This window comes from Pectobacterium sp. S5 (assembly GCF_051707265.1).
Lineage (GTDB): Bacteria > Pseudomonadota > Gammaproteobacteria > Enterobacterales > Enterobacteriaceae > Pectobacterium > Pectobacterium polare.
This window is the reverse complement of the sequence record NZ_JAULSZ010000002.1, coordinates 382934-405638: the sequence shown is the minus strand read 5'-3', so window position 1 is coordinate 405638 and position 22705 is coordinate 382934. Positions and strand designations below refer to the sequence as shown.

Below are 22705 nucleotides of genomic sequence, written 5' to 3'. Positions count from 1 at the left end.
TTGATGTTGTTATTGCCAGAATTTGGGTATGTCGCGCTGTCGCTGGCGGTTTGCGTCGGTGTGGCGATGGCGTTGCTGACATTTTCAGGCTACTCCCTGCGCTGGTCGGGCACTTACCGACTGGCGCGGTGCTGGACGTTGGTACTGTTTGGCCTTGTGCTGTTTGCGTTTATCGCGCTGACGCTGAGCGTGGTGCAGGATGATTTCTCCGTTAACTACGTCGCCCAGCATAGCCATCGTGATTTACCGCTTGGGCTAAAAATTGCGGCGGTCTGGGGCGGGCATGAAGGATCGCTGCTGCTGTGGCTGTTATGTTTAACCGGCTGGAGCGCCGCGTTTGCCTGCCGCTATCGCAAGGCGACAAGCGATCTGTTTCCGCTGACGCTGGCGATGCTGGCCGCGATCGCGACCGCGCTGCTGGTGTTCATTCTGTTCTTTTCCGATCCCTTTGTGCGTCTCTTCCCGCCCGCGGTGGCGGGGAGGGATCTCAACCCCATGCTGCAACACATTGGCCTTATCCTTCATCCACCGTTGCTCTATCTGGGCTATGGCGGATTAACCGTGAGTGCGGCGCTGGCGCTAGCTGCCCTGATTCATGGTGAGTTTACTGCGCCCGCCGCCTGGATTTGCTGGCGTTGGACGCTGCCCGCCTGGAGCCTGCTAACGCTGGGGATCATTCTGGGGTCGTGGTGGGCCTATAACGAGCTGGGCTGGGGAGGATGGTGGTTCTGGGATCCGGTAGAGAACGCCTCACTGCTCCCGTGGCTCACGGCCAGCGCATTACTGCACAGTTTGTCTGTCACCCGCATGCGTGGCATCTTCCGCCATTGGTCGCTGATATTGGCGCTGCTGACGTTCATTTTATGCCTGCTGGGCACGCTGATTGTGCGCTCCGGGATACTGGTTTCCGTCCATGCCTTCGCGCTCGAACACGACCGTGCGGTGCCTCTATTTATCCTGTTTGCCTGCTTGAGTATGGCGGCGCTGGCGGTTTATGGCTGGCGTGCTCAGCTTGTCCGCTCTGCTGCCCGTTTCTCCGGTTGGTCGCGGGAAATGGCGATACTGCTGGTGCTGCTGTTATTCAGCGCTGTCGCACTGGTGGTACTGCTCGGCACGCTTTACCCAATGATCTACGGGCTGGCGGGCTGGGGGAAAATCTCCGTCGGCGCACCCTATTTTAACCGCGTGCTCTTGCCCTTCGGTGGCCTGATGCTGCTGCTCATCGGGGTAGCCGCGGGAGGCTACTGGAAACGCAGCACGCGATGGCCTGTCCGGCGTTTAGGCATGACGCTGGTGGTCGGCGTCGTCACTGCGCTGATCTTATGGCCGCATGGGTACGCTGTCGCACTGGCTGCGGGTTTGATCGGCTGGGCTATGGCTGCGCAGTGGTTACAGCCGCTGTCGGCGATACGCCAGCAGCTTCCTGCACTGCTGGCGCATACGGGCGTGGCGCTATTTGCCTTGGGGATTGTGTTCTCTGCGGGCAGCAAGCAGGAAATCAGCGCCAATGTGGGTCAGGGAGAACAGGTCACGCTGGGCGACTACCATTTCCGATTTTTACAGCTGGAGCTAGTCGCGGCACAGAACTACACCGCAGAGCAGGCTGTGATTGCGATTTATCGTGGCGATTCACAAATCGCTCAGGTGATGCCGGAACGCCGTTATTACAACGCACGTAAACAGCAGATGGTTGAGCCGGGCATTGCCTGGGGGCCGATCAGAGAATGGTATGCCGTGATGGGAGAGAAAACCGGCGAAAACCGTTATGCGATGCGTTTCTATGTGCAAACCGGCGTTCGCTGGGTGTGGGGCGGCGGCCTGCTGATGGTCGCAGGCGCACTGCTGGGGTGGTTCAGAGGGAGAAGGGCCTATGACTAAATACATTGCGCTCCTTTTCATGCTGCTGGCTTTTTCTGTGCAGGCTCAGGTGGTCGATACCTGGGCGTTTTCCAGTCAGATGCAGCGTCAGACTGCGATGGCGATTGCTGGCGAGCTGCGCTGCCCGCAATGTCAGAACCAGAGCCTGCTGGAATCGAATTCGCCCGTGGCGGTCAGCATGCGCCATGAGGTCTTTTCTATGGTGGAGCAGGGCAAAGATAAGCCAGAAATTATGGCGTTTATGAACCAGCGCTATGGTGACTTTGTTCAGTACAACCCGCCGATGAAAATGCAAACCGGCATCCTCTGGCTCACGCCACTGCTTCTACTGTTAGCGATTGCGGTTATCGCGTGGCGAGTGATGCGGCGGCAGAACCAAGGGGCGCGCCCATGAGCCTGTTAAGCGTGAACCTGCTAGACCTGAACTTATTAAGCATGGTGTTCGTCGCGGTCGCGGTTGTCGTTCTGGCTGCCGGGCTGTTATGGCCGCTATTGCCCCTGCGTCAGTCGGAGGGGGATGGCAAGCTACCGCGTTTGGCGGAGCGCATCTGGCATTTCCAGTGTGAACAGGCAGGAAAGCATCTGTCCGAGCATGAGGCAAAAATGCTGGGCCGAGAACTGTCCCACGATCTGCCGTTAGCCGCATCCCCTTCTTCTGCGCAGCGCCCGCTGCCCGCCATCGCGGTTGTAGTCGCGATCATCGCGATCCTGCTAAGTAGTGCGACGTTTTACATGCTGAGTCCGCGTGCTGCGCTGGTTCAGGCGGAACGCCAGCGGCTTGCCGATCCGCTACACGATTTTAGCGACGCGCAACAGCAGGAAAAACAGCTTGCTACCTTGCAGGACAACATTCGTAAAACGCCGGGCAACAGCGTCTTCTGGGCTGAGCTGGGTGAATATTATCTTTACCGTAACGCTTACGACAACGCGCTGCGCGCTTATCGACAGGCGATTGCATTGAAGGATGACAGCGCGGAACTGTATTCGGCGCTGGCGACGGTGCTGTATTACCAGGCGGGTCAGGCCGTCACGCCCCCGATGCAAGAGATGGTCGATAAAGCGCTGGCACTGGATGCCAATGAAGTGACGGCGCTGATGCTGCTGGCATCTGATGCGTTCCTGAAGGCGGACTATGCGCGCGCGATTACGATTTGGCAGCGCTTGCTGGATACGTACAGCCCGCGAGTTAACCGCGTCCAGTTAATCGAGGCGATCAACACGGCAACGCTGCTGAAGAATAGCCAGAAATAGTGCGTGATACGTTTTGCTTTAGCTATTTCTCATTCCGTACGGCTACAGCTTATTACGGGTTTTACTGTTATGCGGCGTAGAAATTATGCAGCGGTGGGCGTGAGCACCGAGTGAGCGGCATGGATGCCGCGAAAGCCAGTGCCGCGTCGGGAACGCGTCACTGGTGGCTCGGGTTGTGCTCATGCCCACCGATGGTACCGCAGAGCGGCATAATTTAGCCGGAAGCCAGGGTTCGCAGGGCGACGGCGATTGAGCCGCCCTGCGTCGGGCGCGTGCTAAGCGGTAGCATGAAATGAAGGTCTTGTAGCGCACGAAACGGTCTCGGCGGCTGCATAAAAATATGCCCAATAGATTTCCGGTTTAAGCGTGTCGGCGTGGTTTTCGATACGGTGCGATGACAGAGATAACCAGAATCGCTGATTTTATTGATCTCAATAAAAGAGATTAACTCTTTATGGTTACGGTCCCCGAGAGGGGGAGTACGGGCACCATGTTATTCTATAGCCACTAAGAAAGTAGGAGTACACCCCGATGTTAGAAGCGCGCGATGTGGTTTGCATACGCGATGAACATGTGCTGTTCAGCGCGTTGTCGTTTACGGCCAGCGCGGGAGAAATGGTGCAGATTGCTGGCGCCAACGGGGTGGGAAAAACGTCGCTGTTGCGTATTTTAAGCGGCCTGGCGACGCCTGAATCGGGGGAAATCTGCTGGCAAGGGCAACGTATCAACCGTATGCGCGAGCAGTTTAACCAGCAGCTTCTGTGGCTAGGCCATCAGCCAGGCATCAAGAGCGTCCTGACCGGTGAAGAGAACCTGCGCTTTTTCTATCCGCAACAGCAACAGGATGCACTTTGGCAGGCGCTGGCCGCGGTCGGATTGGCCGGTTATGAAGACGTGCCCGTGGCGCGTCTTTCTGCGGGGCAACAGCGTCGCGTCGCGCTGGCGCGTTTGTGGCTCACCGATGTTCCGCTGTGGATTCTGGATGAACCGCTGACCGCGCTTGACGTGGCGGGCGTCGAAATGCTGACGCAGCGTATGGAACACCACATTGCACGCGGCGGCATCATCATTTTAACCACCCATCAGCCGCTGCGTCCGTTCGCTCAGGACATTCGCTGTATCCAACTGACACCGAGTGAGGGAACCCCATCATGCGGCGTCTGATTGCCCGAGAACTGCGCGTCGCGTTGCGCAATAACGCGGAAATCCTCAACCCTCTGTGGTTCTTCCTGATCGTCATCATTTTGTTTCCTCTGGCTATTGGACCAGAGCCGCAGCTGTTGATGCGCGTGGCTCCCGGCGTGGTGTGGGTGGCGGCGTTGCTCGCTTCGCTGCTGGGGATGGATCGTCTTTTCCGCGATGACTATCAGGACGGTTCACTGGAACAGCTGACGCTGTTGCCTTTGCCGCTGCCGTTAGTGGTGCTGGCGAAAGTGGTGGTGCATTGGATGGTCAGCGGGCTGCCGCTGTTACTGCTTTCTCCGCTGGCGGCGCTTCTGTTTGGGCTGGACAGCCACGGCTGGTGGGTGATGGCGCTCACGCTGTTGCTCTGCACGCCAACGCTCAGTTTTCTGGGGGCCATTGGTGCGGGATTAACGGTCGGGTTGCGCCGCAGCGGTGTGCTGTTAAGCCTGCTGGTCTTGCCGCTCACCATACCGCTGTTGATTTTTGCAACGGCGGCGGTCGAGGCCGCCATGATGCAACTGCCGGTGGGCGGGTATCTGGCGATCCTCGGTGCCTTTCTGGCGGGCAGCGCCACCCTGAGCCCGTTTGCCACGGCGGCGGCGTTGCGGGTGAGCATTCAGTAATTTTCCGATCTCAGGATCGCCTTCATCGTCCCGCAGGGATGAGTTTTACGCAGAGTGAGCACACGATTATGTTGAAAAAGAACTATCAGCTTACGCAGCCGGATCGCCTTTATGGCCTTTGCGGCAGGCTTATCCCCTGGTTTGCCCTGCTTAGCGCGGCGCTGTTGATCGGCGGTTGCCTACTGGGATTTGGATTTGCGCCCGCGGATTATCAGCAAGGACAAGGATATCGCATCATGTACGTGCACGTGCCGGCGGCCGTGTGGTCGATGGGCGTCTATGCCGTGATGGCGATATGTGCGCTTGTCGGGATAATTCGGCAGTCAAAAACGGCGGAGCTTGCCGTGGCGGCGATGGCACCCGTTGGCGCGGTGTTTACCTTTATTGCGTTAACGACGGGCGCCACCTGGGGGAAACCGATGTGGGGAACCTGGTGGGTCTGGGATGCGCGTCTGACGTCGGAACTCGTTCTGCTGTTTCTGTATGTGGGCATCATCGCACTCTACAACGCGTTTGACGATCGCCGCCTTGCTGGTCGCGCGGCGGCCATTCTGGTGCTGGTGGGTGTGGTGAATTTACCCATCATCCATTTCTCGGTCGAATGGTGGAATACCCTGCATCAGGGATCGACAAAAATGCAGAAAACCATCGATCCCGCCATGCGTCTCCCGCTGCGAATCATGATGTTAGGGTTTATGAGCTTATTCGTGACGTTGTCACTGATGCGATTGCGTAACTTGATACTGGTGCAGCAGCGCCGTGCGCCTTGGGTGGCTGCGCTGCTTAATAAAGGAGGGATAGCACGATGAACATCGCTTTCACAAGTTGGCAGGATTTCTTTGCGATGGGCGGCTATGCCTTTTATGTCTGGCTGGCCGTGGTGCTCACGCTGTTACCGCTGAGTGCATTGGTCAGTCATACCCTCTTGAACCGTCGCGCATTGCTGAGTGATATCCGTCGCCAGCAGGCGCGTGAGCAGCGCAAGAATACGGCTCGTCAGTCGAAAACGATGGAGGTGACGCAATGAGTGCACCGCGTAAAACCCGCCTCTATGCCATTCTGGCTGTCGTCTGCGGCGCGGTGTTGACGATCGCGCTGACGCTCTATGCGCTGAGTTCAAATATCGATCTCTTTTATACGCCCAGTGAAATTCTTTACGGCAAGAATGAAACGCAGGAAAAACCGGCGATTGGACAGCGTCTGCGCGTCGGCGGCATGGTCATGCCAGGCAGCGTACGTCGCGACAGCCAAAGTCTGGAAGTCCGCTTCACCGTTTATGATGCGCAGGGTTCTGTCGATGTGACCTATAACGGGATGCTGCCGGATCTGTTCCGCGAGGGGCAAGGGGTTGTGGCGCAGGGCATTCTGGATACCGACGACCATATTATGGCGAAAGAAGTGCTTGCCCGACATGATGAAAACTACACGCCACCGGAAATCAAAGCGGCGATGGAAGGACAAAACGGTCATGCATCGGCCGCGGGCACAGAGGGTAAACGGTTATGATGCCTGAAGTGGGCAATTATCTGCTCTGTCTGGCGCTGGGCGTCGCGCTGTTGCTCAGCGTGTATCCGTTGTGGGGCTCATCGCGTCAGGATACTCGTCTGATGGCACTGGCACGTCCGCTTGCCTGGGCGCTGTTTGCATGCATTTTGGCGTCTTTCCTCGTGTTGGTGCATGCGCTGGTGATCAATGATTTCACCGTTCTCTACGTAGCCAACAACTCGAATCGAGCGCTGCCGGTGTGGTATCGCGTGGCGGCGGCGTGGGGCGCACATGAAGGATCGCTGCTGCTCTGGGTGCTGCTGATGAGCGGCTGGACCTTCGCGGTGGCAGTATTCAGCCGCGGGATGTCGCTGGATGCTGTCGCCCGCGTACTGGCCGTCATGGGAATGATTAATGTCGGCTTCTTGCTGTTCATCATCCTGACGTCGAATCCCTTTACGCGCACGCTGCCGGACTACCCGATTGACGGGCGCGATCTCAATCCGCTGTTGCAGGATGTCGGGTTAATCTTCCATCCTCCATTGCTCTACATGGGCTATGTCGGGTTTTCCGTGGCGTTTGCGTTTGCGGTCGCCTCGCTGCTGGCTGAGCGACTGGACAGCGCATGGGCACGCTGGTCGCGGCCGTGGACACAGGCGGCCTGGTCGTTCCTGACGTTGGGTATCGTGCTTGGTTCGGGCTGGGCGTATTACGAGCTTGGCTGGGGCGGCTGGTGGTTCTGGGATCCGGTAGAGAATGCGTCATTGATGCCGTGGCTGGTGGGCACGGCGCTGCTGCACTCGCTGTCGGTCACCGAAAAGCGCGGCAGCTTCAAGGCCTGGACAGTGTTGCTGGCCATCGGCGCGTTCTCACTCTGTCTGTTGGGAACGTTTCTGGTACGGTCCGGCGTATTGGTATCGGTGCATGCGTTTGCTTCCGATCCGGCGCGCGGCATGTTCATTCTCGCGTTTCTGGTCATTGTCATCGGCGGTTCTTTGCTGTTGTTTGCCATCAAAGGCAACCGGGTACGGGCGCGGGTCACGAACTCGCTCTGGTCGCGAGAGACTTTCCTGCTCGGCAATAACCTGATCCTGATGGCGGCTACGCTCGTGGTGCTGTTGGGAACGCTGCTGCCGCTGGTGCATAAGCAACTGGGCTTAGGCAGCATCTCGATTGGTGCACCGTTCTTCAACACCATGTTCACCCTGTTAATGGCACCGTTTGCCTTACTGCTGGGCGTGGGGCCGCTGGTGCGCTGGCGGCGCGATGAGCCGCAAAAGCTACGTAAGCTGCTGCTGATTGCGCTGGCTGTGACCGCTGCGTTGTCGCTGCTGCTGCCGTGGCTGTTCCAGGATTCCGTTGTTGCCATGACGGTAGTTGGTCTGTCGATGGCGCTGTGGGTGTTCTTTTTAACGGTGTACGAACTGCATACCAGTTCCACCCGTCGTCATGGTTTTCTGCGCGGTTTAACCACGCTCTCACTGAGCCAGTGGGGCATGGTGTGCGGTCATATTGGGCTTGCGGTTACGGTGGTAGGCATCGCCTTCAGCCAGAATTATAGTGTTGAACGGGATGTGCGGATGCGGGCGGGCGACAGCATCGCGATCCACGATTACCGTTTTACGTTTCAAGGCGTGCGTGATGTCGTAGGGCCTAACTGGCAAAGCGCGAAAGGGACGATTGAAGTGACGCGCAACGGTAAACCGGAAGCGACGCTGAAAGCGGAAAAACGCTTCTACAACACCAGCGGCGCGATCATGACGGAAGCCGCCATTGATGCGGGTGTGACGCGCGATCTCTATGCGGCCTTGGGTGAAAAGCTGGATGACGGTAGCTGGGCAGTGCGGCTGTATTACAAACCGTTTATCCGCTGGATTTGGTACGGCGGGGGGCTGATGGCATTAGGGGGCATCCTGTGCATGTTTGACCCGCGCTATCGCCTGCGTCGCGCCGTTCGGGAGACAGCATCATGAGCCGTAAGATTTTGTTAATCCCGCTCGCCCTGTTTTTACTGCTGGCCGTTGCCTTGCTGTGGCAGCTGGTGCGCAACAGCGACGGCGACGATCCCATGCGGCTGGAGTCGGCCCTAATTGGTAAACCGATTCCCGCGTTTCGTCTTGAATCGTTGGATCAGCCGGGGAAAGTTTATAACCAATCTGAGCTGAGCGATGGCAAGCCGCTGCTGCTGAACGTCTGGGCGACCTGGTGCCCGACGTGCCGCGCGGAGCACCAGTTCCTCAACACGCTGGCGGCGCAGGGAATTCGCGTCGTGGGCATGAATTATAAAGATGAACGCCCCAAAGCGATTGAATGGCTGAAGACGCTGGGCAATCCCTATGCGATGAGCCTGTTTGATGGCGACGGCATGTTGGGGCTAGATTTGGGCGTGTACGGTGCGCCGGAAACGTTCTTGATCGACGGGAAGGGCATCATTCGCTATCGCCATGCGGGCGATCTCAACATGCAGGTGTGGCAAGAAACGCTGCAACCGCTGTGGGAGCAATACAGCAAGGAGGGCGGCGCATGAGAGTGCTGAGTTTCCTTGGTGCATTGCTGCTGTCGTTCAGCGTGCTGGCGTCATCCGAGGTATTGCGTTTTGACAACGACACGCAGGAGCAACAGTTTCGTGAATTAACCATGCAGTTGCGCTGCCCGAAATGCCAGAACAACAGCATTGCCGATTCCAACTCGATGATTGCTTCGGATATGCGGCAGAAAGTGTACGAGCTGATGCAGCAGGGGAAAACGAAAGAGCAGGTTGTCGATTATATGGTGGATCGTTACGGCTACTTTGTGACGTATGAACCGCCGATCACGCCGTTTACCCTCCTGCTATGGCTGCTGCCTGCGCTGTTTCTGGCAGCGGGCGCGTGGATGATTATTCGGCGTGCACACCGTATCAGAAGCGCCAAAGAACCGATGAGCGAACAGGATAAAAAGCGTTTGCAGACGCTGTTGGGACGTGAGGAGAAATCGGAATGATGCTACTGATTGCAACCATTGTGCTATCGCTGATTGCGCTTTCTGCGCTCCTGCTTGCGCCGTGGTCGTCACGGGTCGAATACGATCGCGATGCGATTAATCAGGCGCTGTATCACGACCGTCTGCGTGAGCTTAATGGGGATGTTGCCAATGAGCAGGAACGTGCTCAACTGGTTGAAGAGCTTCAGCATACGCTATTGCAGGATATTCCCAGCGGTGCGAAGGCACAACAGCGTCCGCTAAACCGCTGGGTTTTGCTGCCGGGCGTGTTGCTGCTGGTTATCGTCAGTCTCGGCGTATTCTGGAAAACCTCGGCGGTTAATCGCGTGCAGGAATTGCAGCAGGTTGTTGCGTTAACGCCGGATCTGATGAAGCGAGCGCTGGATCCTGACGCCGAACCGCTGACCATCGAAGAGGTCGCACGTCTCGGCCTGGGATTACGTAGTCAGCTAGAAACGCAGCCAGACAATGCACAAGACTGGTGGATGCTGGGGCGCATTGCGGGCTTGCTGAATAACTACGACATGTCCGTGCAGGCGTTTGCCAAGGCGTTCCAGCTCGATCCGAAAAACACGGATCTGGCGCTGGACTATGCCGATCTGCTATCGAGATCTACCGATCCGCGTGATAGCCAGCGTGGTGGTGACATGCTACGTGAGCTGATGAATTCCGGCTCGACCAATGTGCGCGTGCTGAGCCTGCTGGCCTTCAATGCTTATGAAGCCCAGCGCTATCAGGACGCGATTGATGCCTGGCAAATGATGCTGAAACTGCTACCGCAAAACGACACGCGCCGCGCGGTCATCGAGCGCAGCGTGGCGCAGGCCAAAGCGTCACTGTCGGTGCAGGCAACCACCGGCAAGTAAATTCTTTCATCTTCATCATCAATATCGGAAGGGCGATATATCGCCCTTTTGCTATCCGACAACTTATCTCTTCCAAACGTAGTGTCTCCCTTCAAACGCTTATGGTTCATCACAGGCATAGATTTGGAATCTCAGTCGTTTCTGTCATTAGTGTGAAGGTTTCGTGCGCAATAAGCCGCGTGAATTTCTGCAACTCGCGTCGCACGCGCCCGACACGGGGCAGCTCATCGCCGTCGCCCCGTGACCCCTGGCTTTTCGCGGTAAATCGCGCCGCTTCGCGGTGCCTTCGGTGTTCATGCCCGCTGTTCGGACCGCCTGCGACGCGAATACTCGTCCCATAAATGGGACTCGCCCTACGGGCCAGCACAAGTGCTGTTCAAAAACGTCGTTGACGTTTTTGTCCGACGCGGCGCAGGCTTTCGCGGCGTCCATGCCGCTCATCCGGCGGTCATGTACACCTCTGCGCGATTTTTTTACGTGAGCCAACCCCATAAAATCAAAAGACTGAACTGAGTACATTGTTATTTTGGGGCGGCTGTTTCTGGCTGTGCTGAGAGCGGCCTTAGCCACACCCGCGTCGGGCGCGTGCAACGAGAGTTGCAGAAGATCACACTACTTACTGCGCACGAAACCCTCACTGTAATTGCAGAAATACGATAACCAGATGTGAGAGCGGCGGATGCTTCCGCTTGTGATGAGGACGGCAGACGCCGTCCCGTTACTTCGAGGCGCGGGTTATAACCCGCTTTTGACGCCGTGCATGTCCGGCAGTTTGTGGGCGATGCCTTTGTGGCAGTCGATACAGGTTTGACCGAGTTTTATCGCTTCGCTGTGTTTCTCCGCCGCGACGGTTTTTTGCCCTGAGAAGTCCATGTAGTCAAAGTTGTGGCAGTTGCGGCATTCCTGAGAATTGTTATTTTTCATGCGCCGCCATTCGCTCTGCGCCATCGTCAGCCGGTGTGCTTCAAATTTTTGTGGCGTATCAATCGTGCCCATTATTTTGCCGTACAGCTCTTTACTGGCCTGAATCTTACGCACCATTTTCGGCACAAACTCATGCGGAACGTGGCAATCCGGGCAGGTGGCGCGCACGCCGCTGCGGTTACTGTAGTGCGCGGTTTCCATATATTCCTGATAGACGGTATTGCGCATTTCATGACAGCTGATGCAGAACGCCTCGCTGTTGCTCATTTCCATGCCTTTCTGGGATGTCGCCAGAAAGAAAATACCGCCCGCGAAACCGATAATGAGCAACGTTCCCAGCGCCAACCGACTTGGGCGGCGCCACCATTGCCACAGCTGGCGCAACAACCGTCCCACTTTTCCTGGTTGTTTCATAGCAAACCTCACTGACCAAAGCCTTTAGAAGGGGTGAACGTGTTACCGGTAATCGGCGAACTGTCCGCTTGCGGCACGTGGCATTGCAGGCAGAAATGGCGTGCAGGTGCGACATTGCTCAGCACTTTGCCGTCTCTGTCGACAAAATGGGTCGGACTGACGCGGGGGGCGCTGGTGGAACGATAGCTCTCTACGCCGTGACACTGTAGGCAACGGTTAAAGGTCGGGGTGACCTGATAGCCATCCACGCTATGCGGGATCATCGGTGGCTGGTTGACATAGTTGAGTGCCATACGCTCCTGCTGCTTCGGCATCCGGCTATTTCCCGGCTGTGTCGCGGCGACTTCTGGCGATTGGCTTAAATCGACCTGTGCAGTAGCGATTGCACTACCTATTATTGTACTGCCCATTATTGTCAGGGCGGTGATCCAGCGAAACCATCCCATTCTCAGGCTTTTCATGACTTTGCTCCCGATTTCCATCTAAGGGTTATTTTAAAAACGTCTTCAGCGCAGACATCAATACAACGTCCGCATGTTATGCAGTCTCGGTCAGTCACCTGTGCCGGACTGTCTTTATCGAGCAAGGGGGCGCGCAGCACCTGTGGCTCCGGACAGACATGAAAGCAGTCCATACAGCGCGTACAGCGTTCACGCTCAGTGGCATCCACAACCAGTGCGCCTTTGCCGCCAAGCGCGCCGTACAGCGCACCAGTCGGGCACAGGTGTCCGCACCAGCCGTGTTCCACGACCCACAAATCAAACAGAAATAGCGCCAGCAGCAGCCAGATACCCGCACCAAACCCGAAAATCAGCCCGCGACCCATCAGTGAAACCGGGTTGACCCATTCCCACAGCAGCCCGCCCGTCAGCGCACTCCCTGCCAGAATAAGGATCAGCAGCAGATAGCGTAGATTGCGGGGGATCGTCGCCGAGGCAGTGATGCCGAAACGACGACGCAGCCAGGCGGCTAAATCGGTGAGCGGATTAACCGGGCAGACCCAGCTACAGAACAGGCGCTTACCTGCCAGTGCATAGCTCAGCGCAATAATCAGCGAACCGACCAGCGCGAGCGTGGCGGGCAGATGGCCGCTAGCCAGGCTTTGCAGCACCATCAGCGGATCGCTGAGTGGCACGGTGTCGAGCAAGCGGCTGGCGCTGTAGTTACCACTCAGGATCCAAAATCCGAAGAGCGGACCACTGAGGAACATGAGCAGCACCAGAGACTGGGCCAGACGGCGTAAAACCAGCCAGCGGTGGCTGGGCCACCAGCCTTTTTTCGCCTGAGCTTCTCGCCCGGCGTCTTGCTTACGATTTGCCATCGCGTGCCTCCAGCCAACTGAAACGGTAGTGGTGTCCGAGTTCGCCTTTTGCCAACGCGCGCGGTAAGACCTTGATCGCTGGCTGTTCCAGCACGCAGGCTTTTTCACATTTGCCGCAGCCGGTACAGACATCGCTATGCACCGTAGGCAGAAAACGGGCATGTTTTCCGGTACGGGCATTGCGCTCTGGCTCCAGTGTGATGGCGCTATCGATGAGAGGGCAGACGCGATAGCACACATCGCAGCGTAACCCCTGATAGTTCAGGCAGTTTTCCTGATCTAACAGCACCGCTAATCCCATGCGGGCATCATCAATCGTGTCTAACGGCTGTAACGCACCGCTGGGGCAGGCGACCACGCAGGGAATGTCCTCACACATCTCGCACGGGATATCGCGTGCGACAAAGTAAGGGCTACCCGCTGCGGAACCGGAAACCAGCGTTGCCAGCTTCAGCGTGTCGTACGGGCAGGCCTGAACACATTGGCCACAGCGTATGCAGGCACCGGAAAACGCCGCCTCAGACAGCGCACCCGGCGGCCGCAGCCGGAGTTCGTCTGCCTGAGCGCGTCGCTGCTGAATGCCGAGAACCGTCACCGCTGCTGATAAGCCAGCAACGGCGCGGACGGCGTCACGCAGAAAGCGACGGCGAGCGGGTGATGAATTCTCCGGGCGTGCCATGCGTGTTACACCTTAGCCAGCTTGACGGCACATTTCTTAAAGTCCGCTTCTTTCGACAGCGGATCGGTCGCATCCAGCGTCAGGACGTTGGTCATCTGTGCGGCATCGAAGAACGGCATATACACCAGACCGCGCGGTGGCTTGTTGCGGCCACGCGTCTCAACAATCGAGACGACTTCACCACGGCGCGAGATAATGCGGACTTTCTCACCGCGACGCAGATCGCGTGCTTTGGCATCCTGCGGGTGCATAAACAGTACGGCTTCGGGGAAGGCGCGGTGCAGTTCCGGTACGCGGCGCGTCATGCTGCCGGTATGCCAGTGTTCCAGCACGCGACCGGTGGAGAGCCAGAGATCATATTCTTCGTCCGGCGCTTCGGCGGCAGGCTCGTACGGCAGCGCGAAAATCACCGCTTTGCCATCCGGTTTGCCATAGAAACGGTAGGCTTCTCCCGCTTTGACGTAAGGATCGTTCCCTTCGCTGTAGCGCCACTGCGTTTCTTTGCCATCAACCACTGGCCAGCGCAGTCCGCGCACTTTGTGGTAGGTATCGAACGGTGCCAGGTCGTGACCGTGCCCACGACCAAACGCGGCGTATTCTTCAAACAGGCCTTTTTGCAGGTAAAAACCGAACTCGCGAGATTCATCGTTCAACTGGTTTTCCGCTAATTCGCTGAGCGGGAAGCGCGTGGTGACATCGTTCGCAAACAGTACGTCGTAGAGCGTCTTGCCACGATAGGCCGGTTTCTGCGCCAGGAGTTCTTCCGGCCACACGTCCTCGATGGCGAAGCGCTTGGCAAAGCTCACCACCTGCCACAGATCCGATTTTGACTCGCCCGGCGCTTTAACCTGCTGACGCCAGAACTGCGTCCGGCGCTCGGCGTTGCCGTAGGCACCTTCTTTTTCCACCCACATCGCGGTAGGCAAAATCAGGTCAGCGGACAATGCGCTGATCGTCGGGTAGGGGTCGGACACGACGATGAAGTTACGCGGATCGCGCCAGCCCGGCATACGCTCCTGATTGATGTTCGGGCCGGCCTGCATGTTGTTGTTACACATCACCCAATAAGCATTCAGCGTGCCGTCTTTCAGCGCCCGATCCTGTGCGACGGCGTGCAAACCGATCTTTTCAGGAATCGTGCCTGTCGGTAACTGCCACAGCTTTTCCGCAATCGCGCGGTGTTTCTCGTTGGTTACCACCATGTCCGCAGGCAGGCGGTGGGCGAAGGTGCCGACTTCACGTGCGGTGCCGCAGGCAGAAGGCTGACCGGTTAACGAGAACGGCCCACAGCCCGGCTGAGAGATCTTGCCCGTCAGCAGGTGGATGTTATAAACCAGATTGTTCGCCCAAACGCCGCGCGTGTGCTGGTTAAAGCCCATCGTCCAGTAGGAGATCACTTTCTTTTTCGGATCGGCGTAGAGTTTTGCCAGCGCTTCTAACTGGTCGGCGGGAACGCCGCTAATCGCGACCGTTTTTTCCAGCGTATAGTCAGCGACAAAGGCTTTGTATTCTTCAAAACTCATAGGTTCAGACGCATCGGAACCGGGGTTTTTCGCTGCTTTCTCCAGCGGATGAGTCGGACGCAGCCCGTAGCCGATATCGGTCACGCCTCTGCGCAGGTTCACGTGGCGGGTAAAGAAAGCCTCGTTCACCGCATTGTTTTGGATAATGTAGTTGGCGATATAGTTGAGAATGGCCAGATCGGTTTGCGGCGTAAACACCATACCGTTATCCGCCAGCTCAAAACTGCGGTGCTGATAGGTGGACAACACGGCGACCGTAACATTGCTGTTCGACAGGCGGCGGTCGGTGATACGCGACCAGAGAATCGGGTGCATCTCCGCCATGTTGGAGCCCCACAGCACAAATGCATCGGTCTGCTCGATATCGTCGTAGCAGCCCATTGGCTCATCCATACCGAAGGTACGCATAAAGCCGACGACCGCCGATGCCATACAGTGGCGCGCGTTGGGGTCAATGTTGTTGGAGCGAAAACCGGCTTTGAACAGCTTGGCGGCTGCATAGCCTTCCCAAATCGTTGATTGCCCAGAGCCAAACATCCCTATCGCGTTCGGACCTTTCTCCTTCAGAGCGGTTTTGAATTTCTCCGCCATGATGTCAAACGCCTGCTCCCAGGAGATCGGAGTAAATTCGCCTTCTTTATCGAATTTTCCGTCGCGCATCCTTAGCAAAGGCTGGGTTACGCGATCCTGTCCGTACATGATTTTTGGCAGGAAATAGCCTTTGATGCAGTTTAATCCGCGGTTAACCGGCGCTTCGGGATCGCCCTGACTGGCGACGATACGGCCATTTTGCGTCCCGACCAGTACACCGCAGCCTACGCCACAGAAGCGGCAGGGGGCCTTATCCCAGTGGATAGCCTCTGACTGTTCGGTCACGGCGCGAACCGCAGTAGGTATGGTGATGCCTGCGACCGCGGCTGCCGCTGCGACCGCGTTCGCCTTCATAAAGTGTCGTCGACTGAGTTTCATGGTATTTCCTCACCCTGAGCTTGTTGATCAAGAGGTTGTTCATCGAAAGACGGTTCATCAAGCTGGTGATAAACCAGCGAAACCGCCAGTACGCCTGTAAGTTCGCGTATTGACGCTATTTGTTTTAACAGCGTGTCTTCTGAATCTGACTCCAGCACCACGACCATTTTTCCGGTATCGCTATCGCTGGCACCCACCTCGACATTGGGCTGCGTCGCTAGCGCCTCGGCAACGGCCGCCAACTGCGCCGGGTTGACGTGAACCACTACACTGCAAACATGCCAGACTGTGCTCATCGGTTTTCCTGTTGCGTCGGAAGACGCGCTGGCGCGGTGTGATACCCCGCGGTGATTTTTTTCATCGACATGGCACCGACAGGGCACCCGGAAATGCATGCGCCACAGGTGGTACAGGCGTCGTTGTCGATTGACGGTGCGGCAACGCGCCCGAGGGCGGGACGAAACCGTATCGCCCCGGTTTCACACGCATCTTGACAGCTGCGGCATTCCACCTGATGCAGCGATAAACAGGCATCCTGAATCGTCAGGTGGTATTCCCACGGCGGAGTGTGGCTCTCCGCGAACAGCGCTTGTGGACACGCGCGAGCGCAGTCGTAGCAGAACGTGCATTCGCCGCGCTGAAAGTCGATGGTGGGGAAACCGCCCGAACCGCGCTGGATAATCCCGGAACCGCAGGCATCAATGCAGACGTTACAGCGCGTGCACTGGCTCAGGAACTGGCTTTCCGCGCCGCTCCACGGCGGACGCAACGCGTTGTCTGCCCGCTGTAGGCCACCAGTCAGTAAGGAACGCCGGGAGAGGTTAGTCATGGCAGTTTGTCGCTCTGGTGCTCAATGAAATATCCAATAAAAAACACGCTGTTTTTGTAGGGGTTACACTATTCCTCTTAGGCTGTATGCGATAATCACCCTTTAGAGGTAAATGGGGGTGCCGGATCAAGCTTATGTGGGATTCGCGTCTCATTGGCTTGCGGGAGCGTGTGGGGATCGTGATAGTACGCTGAAATGTTGATCTACTTACTTAGAGTAGGTATAGCGCCAAAGAGGATTACTCGTTGTGATGGTCAAACGTCCTGTTTCTACCAGCCTGGCTCGCGCGTTTTTTTATATCGCGCTGCTTTCATTCCTGACGACGGGCATTGCGCTGCTGACGTTAGCCAGCGGTTTACGTGATGCGGAAGCGATCAACGTGGCCGGTTCCATGCGCATGCAAAGCTATCGCATGGGGTATGACCTACAGGGCGATCGCACAGCGTTAGAACCGCATCGCCGCCTCTATGCGCAAACGCTGGATTCCTCGGTTTTTCACCTGTTGGATCGCTGGTATGTGCCGCGCGATGTGCGCGATCGTTATGCCGCGCTGTTGCAGAGTTGGAAAACGATGGATGAGCGCCTGAGCGCGGGGGATCGGGTGTGGTATCAGGGCAATATTGTCGGCTATGTCACGCAGATCGATCTCTTTGTGCTGGCGTTGCAGCACTATTCCGAACGCAAGATGATGATAGTCGTTGTGACATCAATAATTGGCTCGATCACTATCTATATACTGATCTTCTTTACGCTGCGTCGCATCCGTCGTCAGGTGGTCGTGCCGTTGAATAAGCTGATGGCGGCCTGTGCATCCATTGAAAAGGGGCGTTTTACCCATTCGCGGCTGGACGTCAATCTGCCTAACGAACTGGGTTTACTGGCGCAAACCTTCAGTAGTATGACTGACGAGCTGCAAAAACTTTACCGCTCTCTGGAAGATAAGGTACGGCAGAAAACGCTGCGCTTGCAGGAAGTGAACCGCATGCTGAAGGTGCTATACAACTGCTCTCAGGCGATGAACGTCAGCACGATAGACCGGCATTGTTTTCAGCAGATTCTGCAAATTGTTCGCCGCTATGAAACGGTCGACTGTCTGGAAATGCGGGTCGGGGAAAACTGGCTGTTATGTGAAGGCCAGCCGGACGAGCAGGCTACATGGCAGGCTTTGCCCATTCGTTTGCAAGAAGTCGAGTTTGGACAGTTGCGCTGGCAGGCACCAACGCAACAGCCGTCGGCGCAGCTGATGGAAAGCGTCGCCACTATGCTGGGTCGCGGACTCTATTTTAATCAGGCGCAGAAGCACTACCAGCAGCTGTTACTGATGGAAGAACGCGCCACTATCGCGCGTGAACTGCATGACTCACTGGCTCAGGTGCTTTCTTATCTGAATATCCAGATGGCGTTATTAAAGCGTTCGGTAGCGGAAGAAAATGCGCAGGCCCGGCAGATCATCACAGATTTTGAACAGGCGCTCAGCGATGCGTATCGCCAACTACGCGAACTGCTGGGCACGTTCCGGCTGACGCTACAACAGGCAGATTTGCCAGCGGCGATGCAGGAAATGATTGAGCCACTGCGTGCGCAGACTCCGGCGACCATCGCGATTGATTGCCGGATTCCTACGCAGGCGCTGGATGCCTCACAGCAGGTTCACTTGCTGCAAATCATCCGTGAAGCGGTGCTGAACGCCATTAAACACGCGCAGGCGACGATGATTACCGTCAACTGCCGTACGCAGCCCGATGGCCGTCATTGTGTGGATATTCGTGATGACGGCTGCGGCATTATCAATCAGGAGGAGCCTGCGGGACATTACGGCTTAAATATTATGCAGGAGCGCGCCGAACGGTTAGGGGGAAAGCTCTCTATTGGCCTCCACCCTGAAGGGGGAACGCAGGTTAGCGTCTGTTTTTCTACGCCGACGACCGCGCGTGAACGCGACAACACGAACAATCTCTACCCTGAATAAGTCGAGTGGGAAACAGGCCGCTTGAAGTATGACGGGGATAAATCATAGACCATAAATAAAATAATAAGATCCATATTACATTGGGGCTGGGCATGTCAGAAAAACCATCTTATCGTGTTTTGATCGTCGACGATCATCCACTTATGCGCCGGGGAATCCGTCAGTTACTGGCAACCGATGCCATTTTTGATGTGATCGGGGAAGCCAGCAATGGCATGGAGGCGCTGAGTCTCGCGAATCGGGATTCTCCCGATATCATCTTGCTCGATCTCAATATGAAAGGATTGAGCGGGTTGGATACGCTCCACGCGCTGCGGCGCGATGGGATCTGCGCCCGCGTCATTGTGCTGACGGTCTCCGATGCGCCGAGCGATATTTATGCGCTGATGGATGCGGGTGCCGATGGCTATCTGCTCAAAGACAGCGCTCCAGAACACTTGCTGGATGCGATTCGTAACGGTGATGCCTTCAGTGAGCAGGTGCGGGACGTGCTGCGCCACCGTATCGCCATACAGGACACGCCTTCGCCCTTTACTGTGTTAACAGAGCGCGAACTGGATGTGTTGCAGGAAGTGGCCTCTGGGCTATCCAACAAGCAAATTGCGAGTGTGCTGTATATCTCGGAAGAGACGGTAAAAGTGCATATCCGCAACATGCTGCGCAAACTCAACGTACGCTCCCGCGTCGCCGCCACGGTGCTGTATCTGGAGACGCGCGGCCAGTAGGGCCGTTGAAATAGACAGTGTGAATAGGGCTTCCGCATCATTACCAGAAGCCCAGACGGTTATTCACGAAGGCGGAAAAAGGCTCAATACTGCGGGAATCGTGACGAGTGCGAGCAGTAGCGAGACGATGATCGATAGTGCGATCACATCCGGTTGATAATTATACTTCTTGGCAAACACATACACGCCAGCGCCAATTGGCTGCGCGGCCATCACCACGGCGGTTGCCAGCCAGACCCCCTGAGATTGACCCATCCCGAATACATAGACGGCTATCGCGAACGTGACGGCAGGCTGTATCACGAGTTTTAGCACAACCAGCGGTAGTAGCGTTTTGCTGACCGTGACGTTCAGGTGTTCTTTTACCTTCAGTCTGGCAAGGCCCAGTCCGAGAGCAAATAGCGCGGTGGGGCCCGCAGCATTGCCCAGAAAGCGCACAAAGGATTCGATGACGACGGGGACCTGAATGTCGAGCAGGACGAACGCCAGACCGGCAAGCACTGAGATCGTTAATGGATTCTTCACGGTCGTCAGCGCCGAGTTTCCCACACTGTGAATCAATCGCGGCTGAGCGTCTGTCGCTCGTGTAGAAAACACATCCCAACTGACGATCACGGCCATGATGGCGGGGATATTGTGCAGAATGGTTGCCATCGCTGCGGGTAGTGCTGCCTGTTCGCCGTAGACTGAAATCAAAATCGGCACGCCCATATATCCCGTGGTGCCATAACACGCGCCCATGCTAAGAAGGGAGGACTGGGGCAATCCGATCCTCATGCGCTTCGCCAGCAATGCGGCAAGCATGTAGGACACTGCGATTCCGATCAGCGTTGACAGCATAAAACCCCACTGTTTCAGATCGCTGGTGTCGGCACGCGCCACGGCAATAAACAGTAAGGCAGGCAGCGCAATATACAGGACATAGTCGTTGATTAACTTATCTGCTTGGCCGCTGTCGGGCTTTATTCTTCCATAACAATAACCAACGAGAATCACCAGAAATAAGGGGACGACAATCAAGAACATGGATGGGCCTCTTTTTTATATTTTTGAAGATATCGACCCGTGGATTTTGCGGGGTGTTTCATAAACCGCTAAATGAATTATTATGTGTTCATAATTGATTTAATCAATAGCGATAATCTCAAGAGGTCAGGATAACGGTGCGAGCACAGGTCGAGCGGATAGAGGGGCGTGGTATCACGCTGGAGCAACTGCGTATCTTTGTCTCCATCGCGGAGTGCGGTGGTTTCGGACGTGCGGGTGAAGAGTTAGGACGGACGCAATCAACGCTGAGTGCTGGCCTGAAACGCTTAGAAGAAGATGTCGGTTGTCGCCTCATCGAACGGCGCCAGGGACACATTCTCGGTTTGACCGAAGAAGGGCGACAGCTGCTGCCTGCCGCGCGTGACATTCTGCTACGTACGCATCGGGCCATCGGCGCGTTGCAGAAGTCGCCAATGACAGGCCGCGTAGCGCTCGGTGTCCCGGATGATTTCGAGGTTAAGAATCTGCACGAAATCATTTCGCTATGTCTTGAGGAGAATCCTGGCCTAAAGGTGGAAATCACGGCGGCGTCATCGACCGTGCTGTCGTCGATGGTTGCCCAGCAACGTCTGGATGTCGTGATCCTCAAAGGACTGGCGGGACAGCCGCTGATTTCTGAAACAGAAAGAATTTTGCGGGTTGAATCTCTTCACTGGGTCAGTTCCGGTGCGGTGAATTTCAGTGAGATGGATGAAGTCCCTCTCGTCACGTTCCCTGATGGCTGTGTGATTCGGAAATGTGCGGTTTCTGCGCTGGAGCATGTCGGACGCCCGTATTACTTTTCTTATGTGAGTGGGTCTTTCGATAATATCCGCAGCGCGGCGGCAAAAGGGCTGGGGATTGGTTTACTGCCGAAAAGCGCGTTGTCCGACGCTCTGTATGTTCTGGGCCCGGAAGACGGTGCTCCCAGCGTTCCAGCGATTCAGCTTGTGCTCAGCGTGACGCGACCCGGTAAACTCTACCAACAGTTTACCCGCTATATCGATCGGGCATTGGCGCAATAGTCTGAGGCTGGGTTTTAGTTCGCTGCGGTAATATCGATTATCGCGGCCAGTTGGGCCGCGGTGTTGCGTGCTTCGCTTTGTTAGCTAATTTTATTATCAACCTTTGGCTCAATTAGCCCTTGCTTCGTCAACTCTGACACAATGGCGCCCTTTGTTCTCTCAAAAGTTGTCGCCAGTTCGTCAATAGACGCGCCATTTTGGAATGTCGAGGCCAACAACGCCTTTAATTCATCATCCCATGAAATACCTGCATTTTTCGGGCGGCCTGCTTTAATATTGTCCTGCTGCTTTTCTTCGAGTGTCTTCTTAGGTTGTTTCTTGACGTTGAGTGTGTCCAACACGGTGAATAGGGCTCGAATGACCTGTGGGTTGTTGTATGGACTTTCCTCTGGTAAGACTTCTCCCGTTGCAGGATCAATGCCGTTTATCAATGCTGTTACGATATCTTTAGCTTCACTACGTTCCATATTCTCGTTTCCTTTCGAGTACTAACACGGATCATAAATGACGAATGGTTTTTCACGAATCGAGCCTAAAGGAAGGCAGATTCTTATCAAGAGCGATTCATAGCAGTAGTCTGAATCCAAAACAATTAGCAGATAAAGCAGATGAAAAATTTGGATTGAGTTTGAATTAGATGAAATTAACAAGACACGAGTAGGGGAAATTTCAATTCACATTCATTAGCCTACAGGCGTAGGGTAATATTTACAGAACATGAATTGGTACGACCGAGTGGACTCGAACCACCGACCCCCACCATGTCAAGGTGGTGCTCTAACCAACTGAGCTACGGTCGTACAGTAGATAACATCTTAATCAGTAACGTTTTGATTAGAATGCTTTTCTTCATTCCAGCGTTTGGAATGGGCGCTATTATGAACGGCTCTGACGTTGGTGGCAAGCGCTTTGTTTATCATCCTCTTTCAAGTGTTGAATGTTTAGCCGAATTCGTCGGATAAAGCCGTTGCTGACGTAACGTTAAAAAATTTCCCGGAAATTTTTATGCGATTTAGACGGCTGTCGGCCTG

At 56.0% G+C, this 22705-nt stretch carries 24 protein-coding genes and 1 tRNA gene; 15 read left to right on the top strand and 10 right to left on the bottom strand.

All coding sequences use genetic code 11. The features are described from left to right. The first annotated feature begins 3 nt into the window (after window positions 1–3). From QWJ20_RS11395 to ccmI, 12 genes are all read left to right on the top strand, one after another. Window positions 4–1878: a heme lyase CcmF/NrfE family subunit gene (locus QWJ20_RS11395; protein WP_433992575.1), complete on the top strand. Its 1875-nt coding sequence runs from the start codon at window positions 4–6 to the stop codon at window positions 1876–1878. Next, window positions 1871–2272: a heme lyase NrfEFG subunit NrfF gene (gene nrfF / locus QWJ20_RS11390; RefSeq protein ID WP_433992574.1), complete on the top strand. Its 402-nt coding sequence runs from the start codon at window positions 1871–1873 to the stop codon at window positions 2270–2272. Before QWJ20_RS11395 ends, nrfF begins: the two co-directional genes overlap by 8 nt. Further along, the gene (nrfG, locus tag QWJ20_RS11385) at window positions 2269–3129 is read left to right on the top strand and encodes a heme lyase NrfEFG subunit NrfG (protein WP_433992573.1); all 861 of its coding nucleotides are present in this window, start codon (window positions 2269–2271) and stop codon (window positions 3127–3129) included. Before nrfF ends, nrfG begins: the two co-directional genes overlap by 4 nt. A gap of 531 nt (window positions 3130–3660) precedes the next feature. Then, entirely contained in the window at window positions 3661–4293 is a 633-nt protein-coding gene (ccmA, locus tag QWJ20_RS11380) for a cytochrome c biogenesis heme-transporting ATPase CcmA (protein WP_219678915.1), read from the top strand. Beyond that, on the top strand, window positions 4281–4937 hold the full coding sequence (gene ccmB, locus QWJ20_RS11375; RefSeq protein ID WP_010305762.1) for a heme exporter protein CcmB: 657 nt from the start codon (window positions 4281–4283) through the stop codon (window positions 4935–4937). Before ccmA ends, ccmB begins: the two co-directional genes overlap by 13 nt. A 68-nt stretch (window positions 4938–5005) precedes the next feature. Then, window positions 5006–5746, top strand: coding sequence for a heme ABC transporter permease (locus QWJ20_RS11370; RefSeq protein ID WP_095701931.1), 741 nt, complete (start codon window positions 5006–5008; stop codon window positions 5744–5746). Continuing rightward, complete coding sequence (ccmD, locus tag QWJ20_RS11365; protein WP_039481143.1) at window positions 5743–5964, top strand: heme exporter protein CcmD; 222 nt, start codon at window positions 5743–5745, stop codon at window positions 5962–5964. The genes QWJ20_RS11370 and ccmD overlap by 4 nt, the downstream gene beginning before the upstream one ends. Further along, window positions 5961–6443 carry a cytochrome c maturation protein CcmE gene (ccmE, locus tag QWJ20_RS11360; RefSeq protein ID WP_433992572.1) on the top strand — a complete coding sequence of 161 codons (483 nt, stop codon included), beginning with the start codon at window positions 5961–5963 and terminating at the stop codon, window positions 6441–6443. Before ccmD ends, ccmE begins: the two co-directional genes overlap by 4 nt. Next, complete coding sequence (locus QWJ20_RS11355) at window positions 6440–8395, top strand: heme lyase CcmF/NrfE family subunit (RefSeq protein ID WP_433992571.1); 1956 nt, start codon at window positions 6440–6442, stop codon at window positions 8393–8395. Before ccmE ends, QWJ20_RS11355 begins: the two co-directional genes overlap by 4 nt. Continuing rightward, window positions 8392–8949 carry a DsbE family thiol:disulfide interchange protein gene (locus tag QWJ20_RS11350; protein ID WP_119888645.1) on the top strand — a complete coding sequence of 186 codons (558 nt, stop codon included), beginning with the start codon at window positions 8392–8394 and terminating at the stop codon, window positions 8947–8949. The genes QWJ20_RS11355 and QWJ20_RS11350 overlap by 4 nt, the downstream gene beginning before the upstream one ends. After that, window positions 8946–9404 (top strand): cytochrome c-type biogenesis protein, encoded by a 459-nt coding sequence (locus QWJ20_RS11345; protein ID WP_433992570.1) that lies wholly within the window; start codon window positions 8946–8948, stop codon window positions 9402–9404. The genes QWJ20_RS11350 and QWJ20_RS11345 overlap by 4 nt, the downstream gene beginning before the upstream one ends. Beyond that, window positions 9401–10270 carry a c-type cytochrome biogenesis protein CcmI gene (gene ccmI, locus QWJ20_RS11340; protein WP_433992569.1) on the top strand — a complete coding sequence of 290 codons (870 nt, stop codon included), beginning with the start codon at window positions 9401–9403 and terminating at the stop codon, window positions 10268–10270. The genes QWJ20_RS11345 and ccmI overlap by 4 nt, the downstream gene beginning before the upstream one ends. 735 nt (window positions 10271–11005) lie before the next feature. On the opposite strand, the gene napC is transcribed toward ccmI, so the two are convergent. Genes napC through napF form a run of 7 tightly spaced genes read right to left on the bottom strand, consistent with a single transcriptional unit; the run spans window position 11006 to window position 16929 of the window. After that, the gene (gene napC, locus QWJ20_RS11335; protein WP_010276503.1) at window positions 11006–11608 is read right to left on the bottom strand and encodes a cytochrome c-type protein NapC; all 603 of its coding nucleotides are present in this window, start codon (window positions 11606–11608) and stop codon (window positions 11006–11008) included. An 8-nt stretch (window positions 11609–11616) separates the two neighbouring features. Further along, a complete protein-coding gene (gene napB / locus QWJ20_RS11330; RefSeq protein ID WP_040032202.1) occupies window positions 11617–12069 on the bottom strand; it encodes a nitrate reductase cytochrome c-type subunit in 453 nt (150 codons plus the stop codon). Continuing rightward, window positions 12066–12929, bottom strand: a complete 864-nt coding sequence (napH, locus tag QWJ20_RS11325; RefSeq protein WP_433992568.1) for a quinol dehydrogenase ferredoxin subunit NapH — start codon at window positions 12927–12929, stop codon at window positions 12066–12068. Before napH ends, napB begins: the two co-directional genes overlap by 4 nt. Continuing rightward, window positions 12916–13608: a ferredoxin-type protein NapG gene (napG, locus tag QWJ20_RS11320; protein WP_174872196.1), complete on the bottom strand. Its 693-nt coding sequence runs from the start codon at window positions 13606–13608 to the stop codon at window positions 12916–12918. The genes napH and napG overlap by 14 nt, the downstream gene beginning before the upstream one ends. A 5-nt stretch (window positions 13609–13613) precedes the next feature. Then, window positions 13614–16100: a nitrate reductase catalytic subunit NapA gene (gene napA / locus QWJ20_RS11315; RefSeq protein ID WP_433992567.1), complete on the bottom strand. Its 2487-nt coding sequence runs from the start codon at window positions 16098–16100 to the stop codon at window positions 13614–13616. Next, window positions 16097–16396 (bottom strand): chaperone NapD, encoded by a 300-nt coding sequence (gene napD, locus QWJ20_RS11310; protein WP_040032194.1) that lies wholly within the window; start codon window positions 16394–16396, stop codon window positions 16097–16099. The genes napA and napD overlap by 4 nt, the downstream gene beginning before the upstream one ends. Then, window positions 16393–16929, bottom strand: coding sequence for a ferredoxin-type protein NapF (napF, locus tag QWJ20_RS11305; RefSeq protein WP_433992566.1), 537 nt, complete (start codon window positions 16927–16929; stop codon window positions 16393–16395). Before napF ends, napD begins: the two co-directional genes overlap by 4 nt. Window positions 16930–17179: 250 nt before the next feature. Between napF and narQ the strand changes: the two genes are divergently transcribed. Then, window positions 17180–18898, top strand: coding sequence for a nitrate/nitrite two-component system sensor histidine kinase NarQ (narQ, locus tag QWJ20_RS11300; RefSeq protein WP_433992664.1), 1719 nt, complete (start codon window positions 17180–17182; stop codon window positions 18896–18898). Window positions 18899–18990: 92 nt separating this feature from the next. Next, complete coding sequence (gene narP, locus QWJ20_RS11295) at window positions 18991–19623, top strand: nitrate/nitrite response regulator protein NarP (RefSeq protein ID WP_010307767.1); 633 nt, start codon at window positions 18991–18993, stop codon at window positions 19621–19623. A 63-nt stretch (window positions 19624–19686) separates the two neighbouring features. Here narP and QWJ20_RS11290 read toward each other — a convergent pair whose 3' ends face one another. Further along, on the bottom strand, window positions 19687–20649 hold the full coding sequence (locus QWJ20_RS11290) for an AEC family transporter (RefSeq protein ID WP_433992565.1): 963 nt from the start codon (window positions 20647–20649) through the stop codon (window positions 19687–19689). 137 nt (window positions 20650–20786) lie between these two features. Between QWJ20_RS11290 and QWJ20_RS11285 the strand changes: the two genes are divergently transcribed. Further along, window positions 20787–21674 (top strand): LysR family transcriptional regulator, encoded by an 888-nt coding sequence (locus tag QWJ20_RS11285; protein WP_323634520.1) that lies wholly within the window; start codon window positions 20787–20789, stop codon window positions 21672–21674. An 80-nt stretch (window positions 21675–21754) separates the two neighbouring features. Here QWJ20_RS11285 and QWJ20_RS11280 read toward each other — a convergent pair whose 3' ends face one another. Further along, window positions 21755–22141, bottom strand: coding sequence for a hypothetical protein (locus QWJ20_RS11280; RefSeq protein WP_433992564.1), 387 nt, complete (start codon window positions 22139–22141; stop codon window positions 21755–21757). A gap of 256 nt (window positions 22142–22397) precedes the next feature. After that, window positions 22398–22474, bottom strand: a tRNA-Val gene (locus QWJ20_RS11275). Between the last annotated feature and the right edge of the window lie 231 nt (window positions 22475–22705).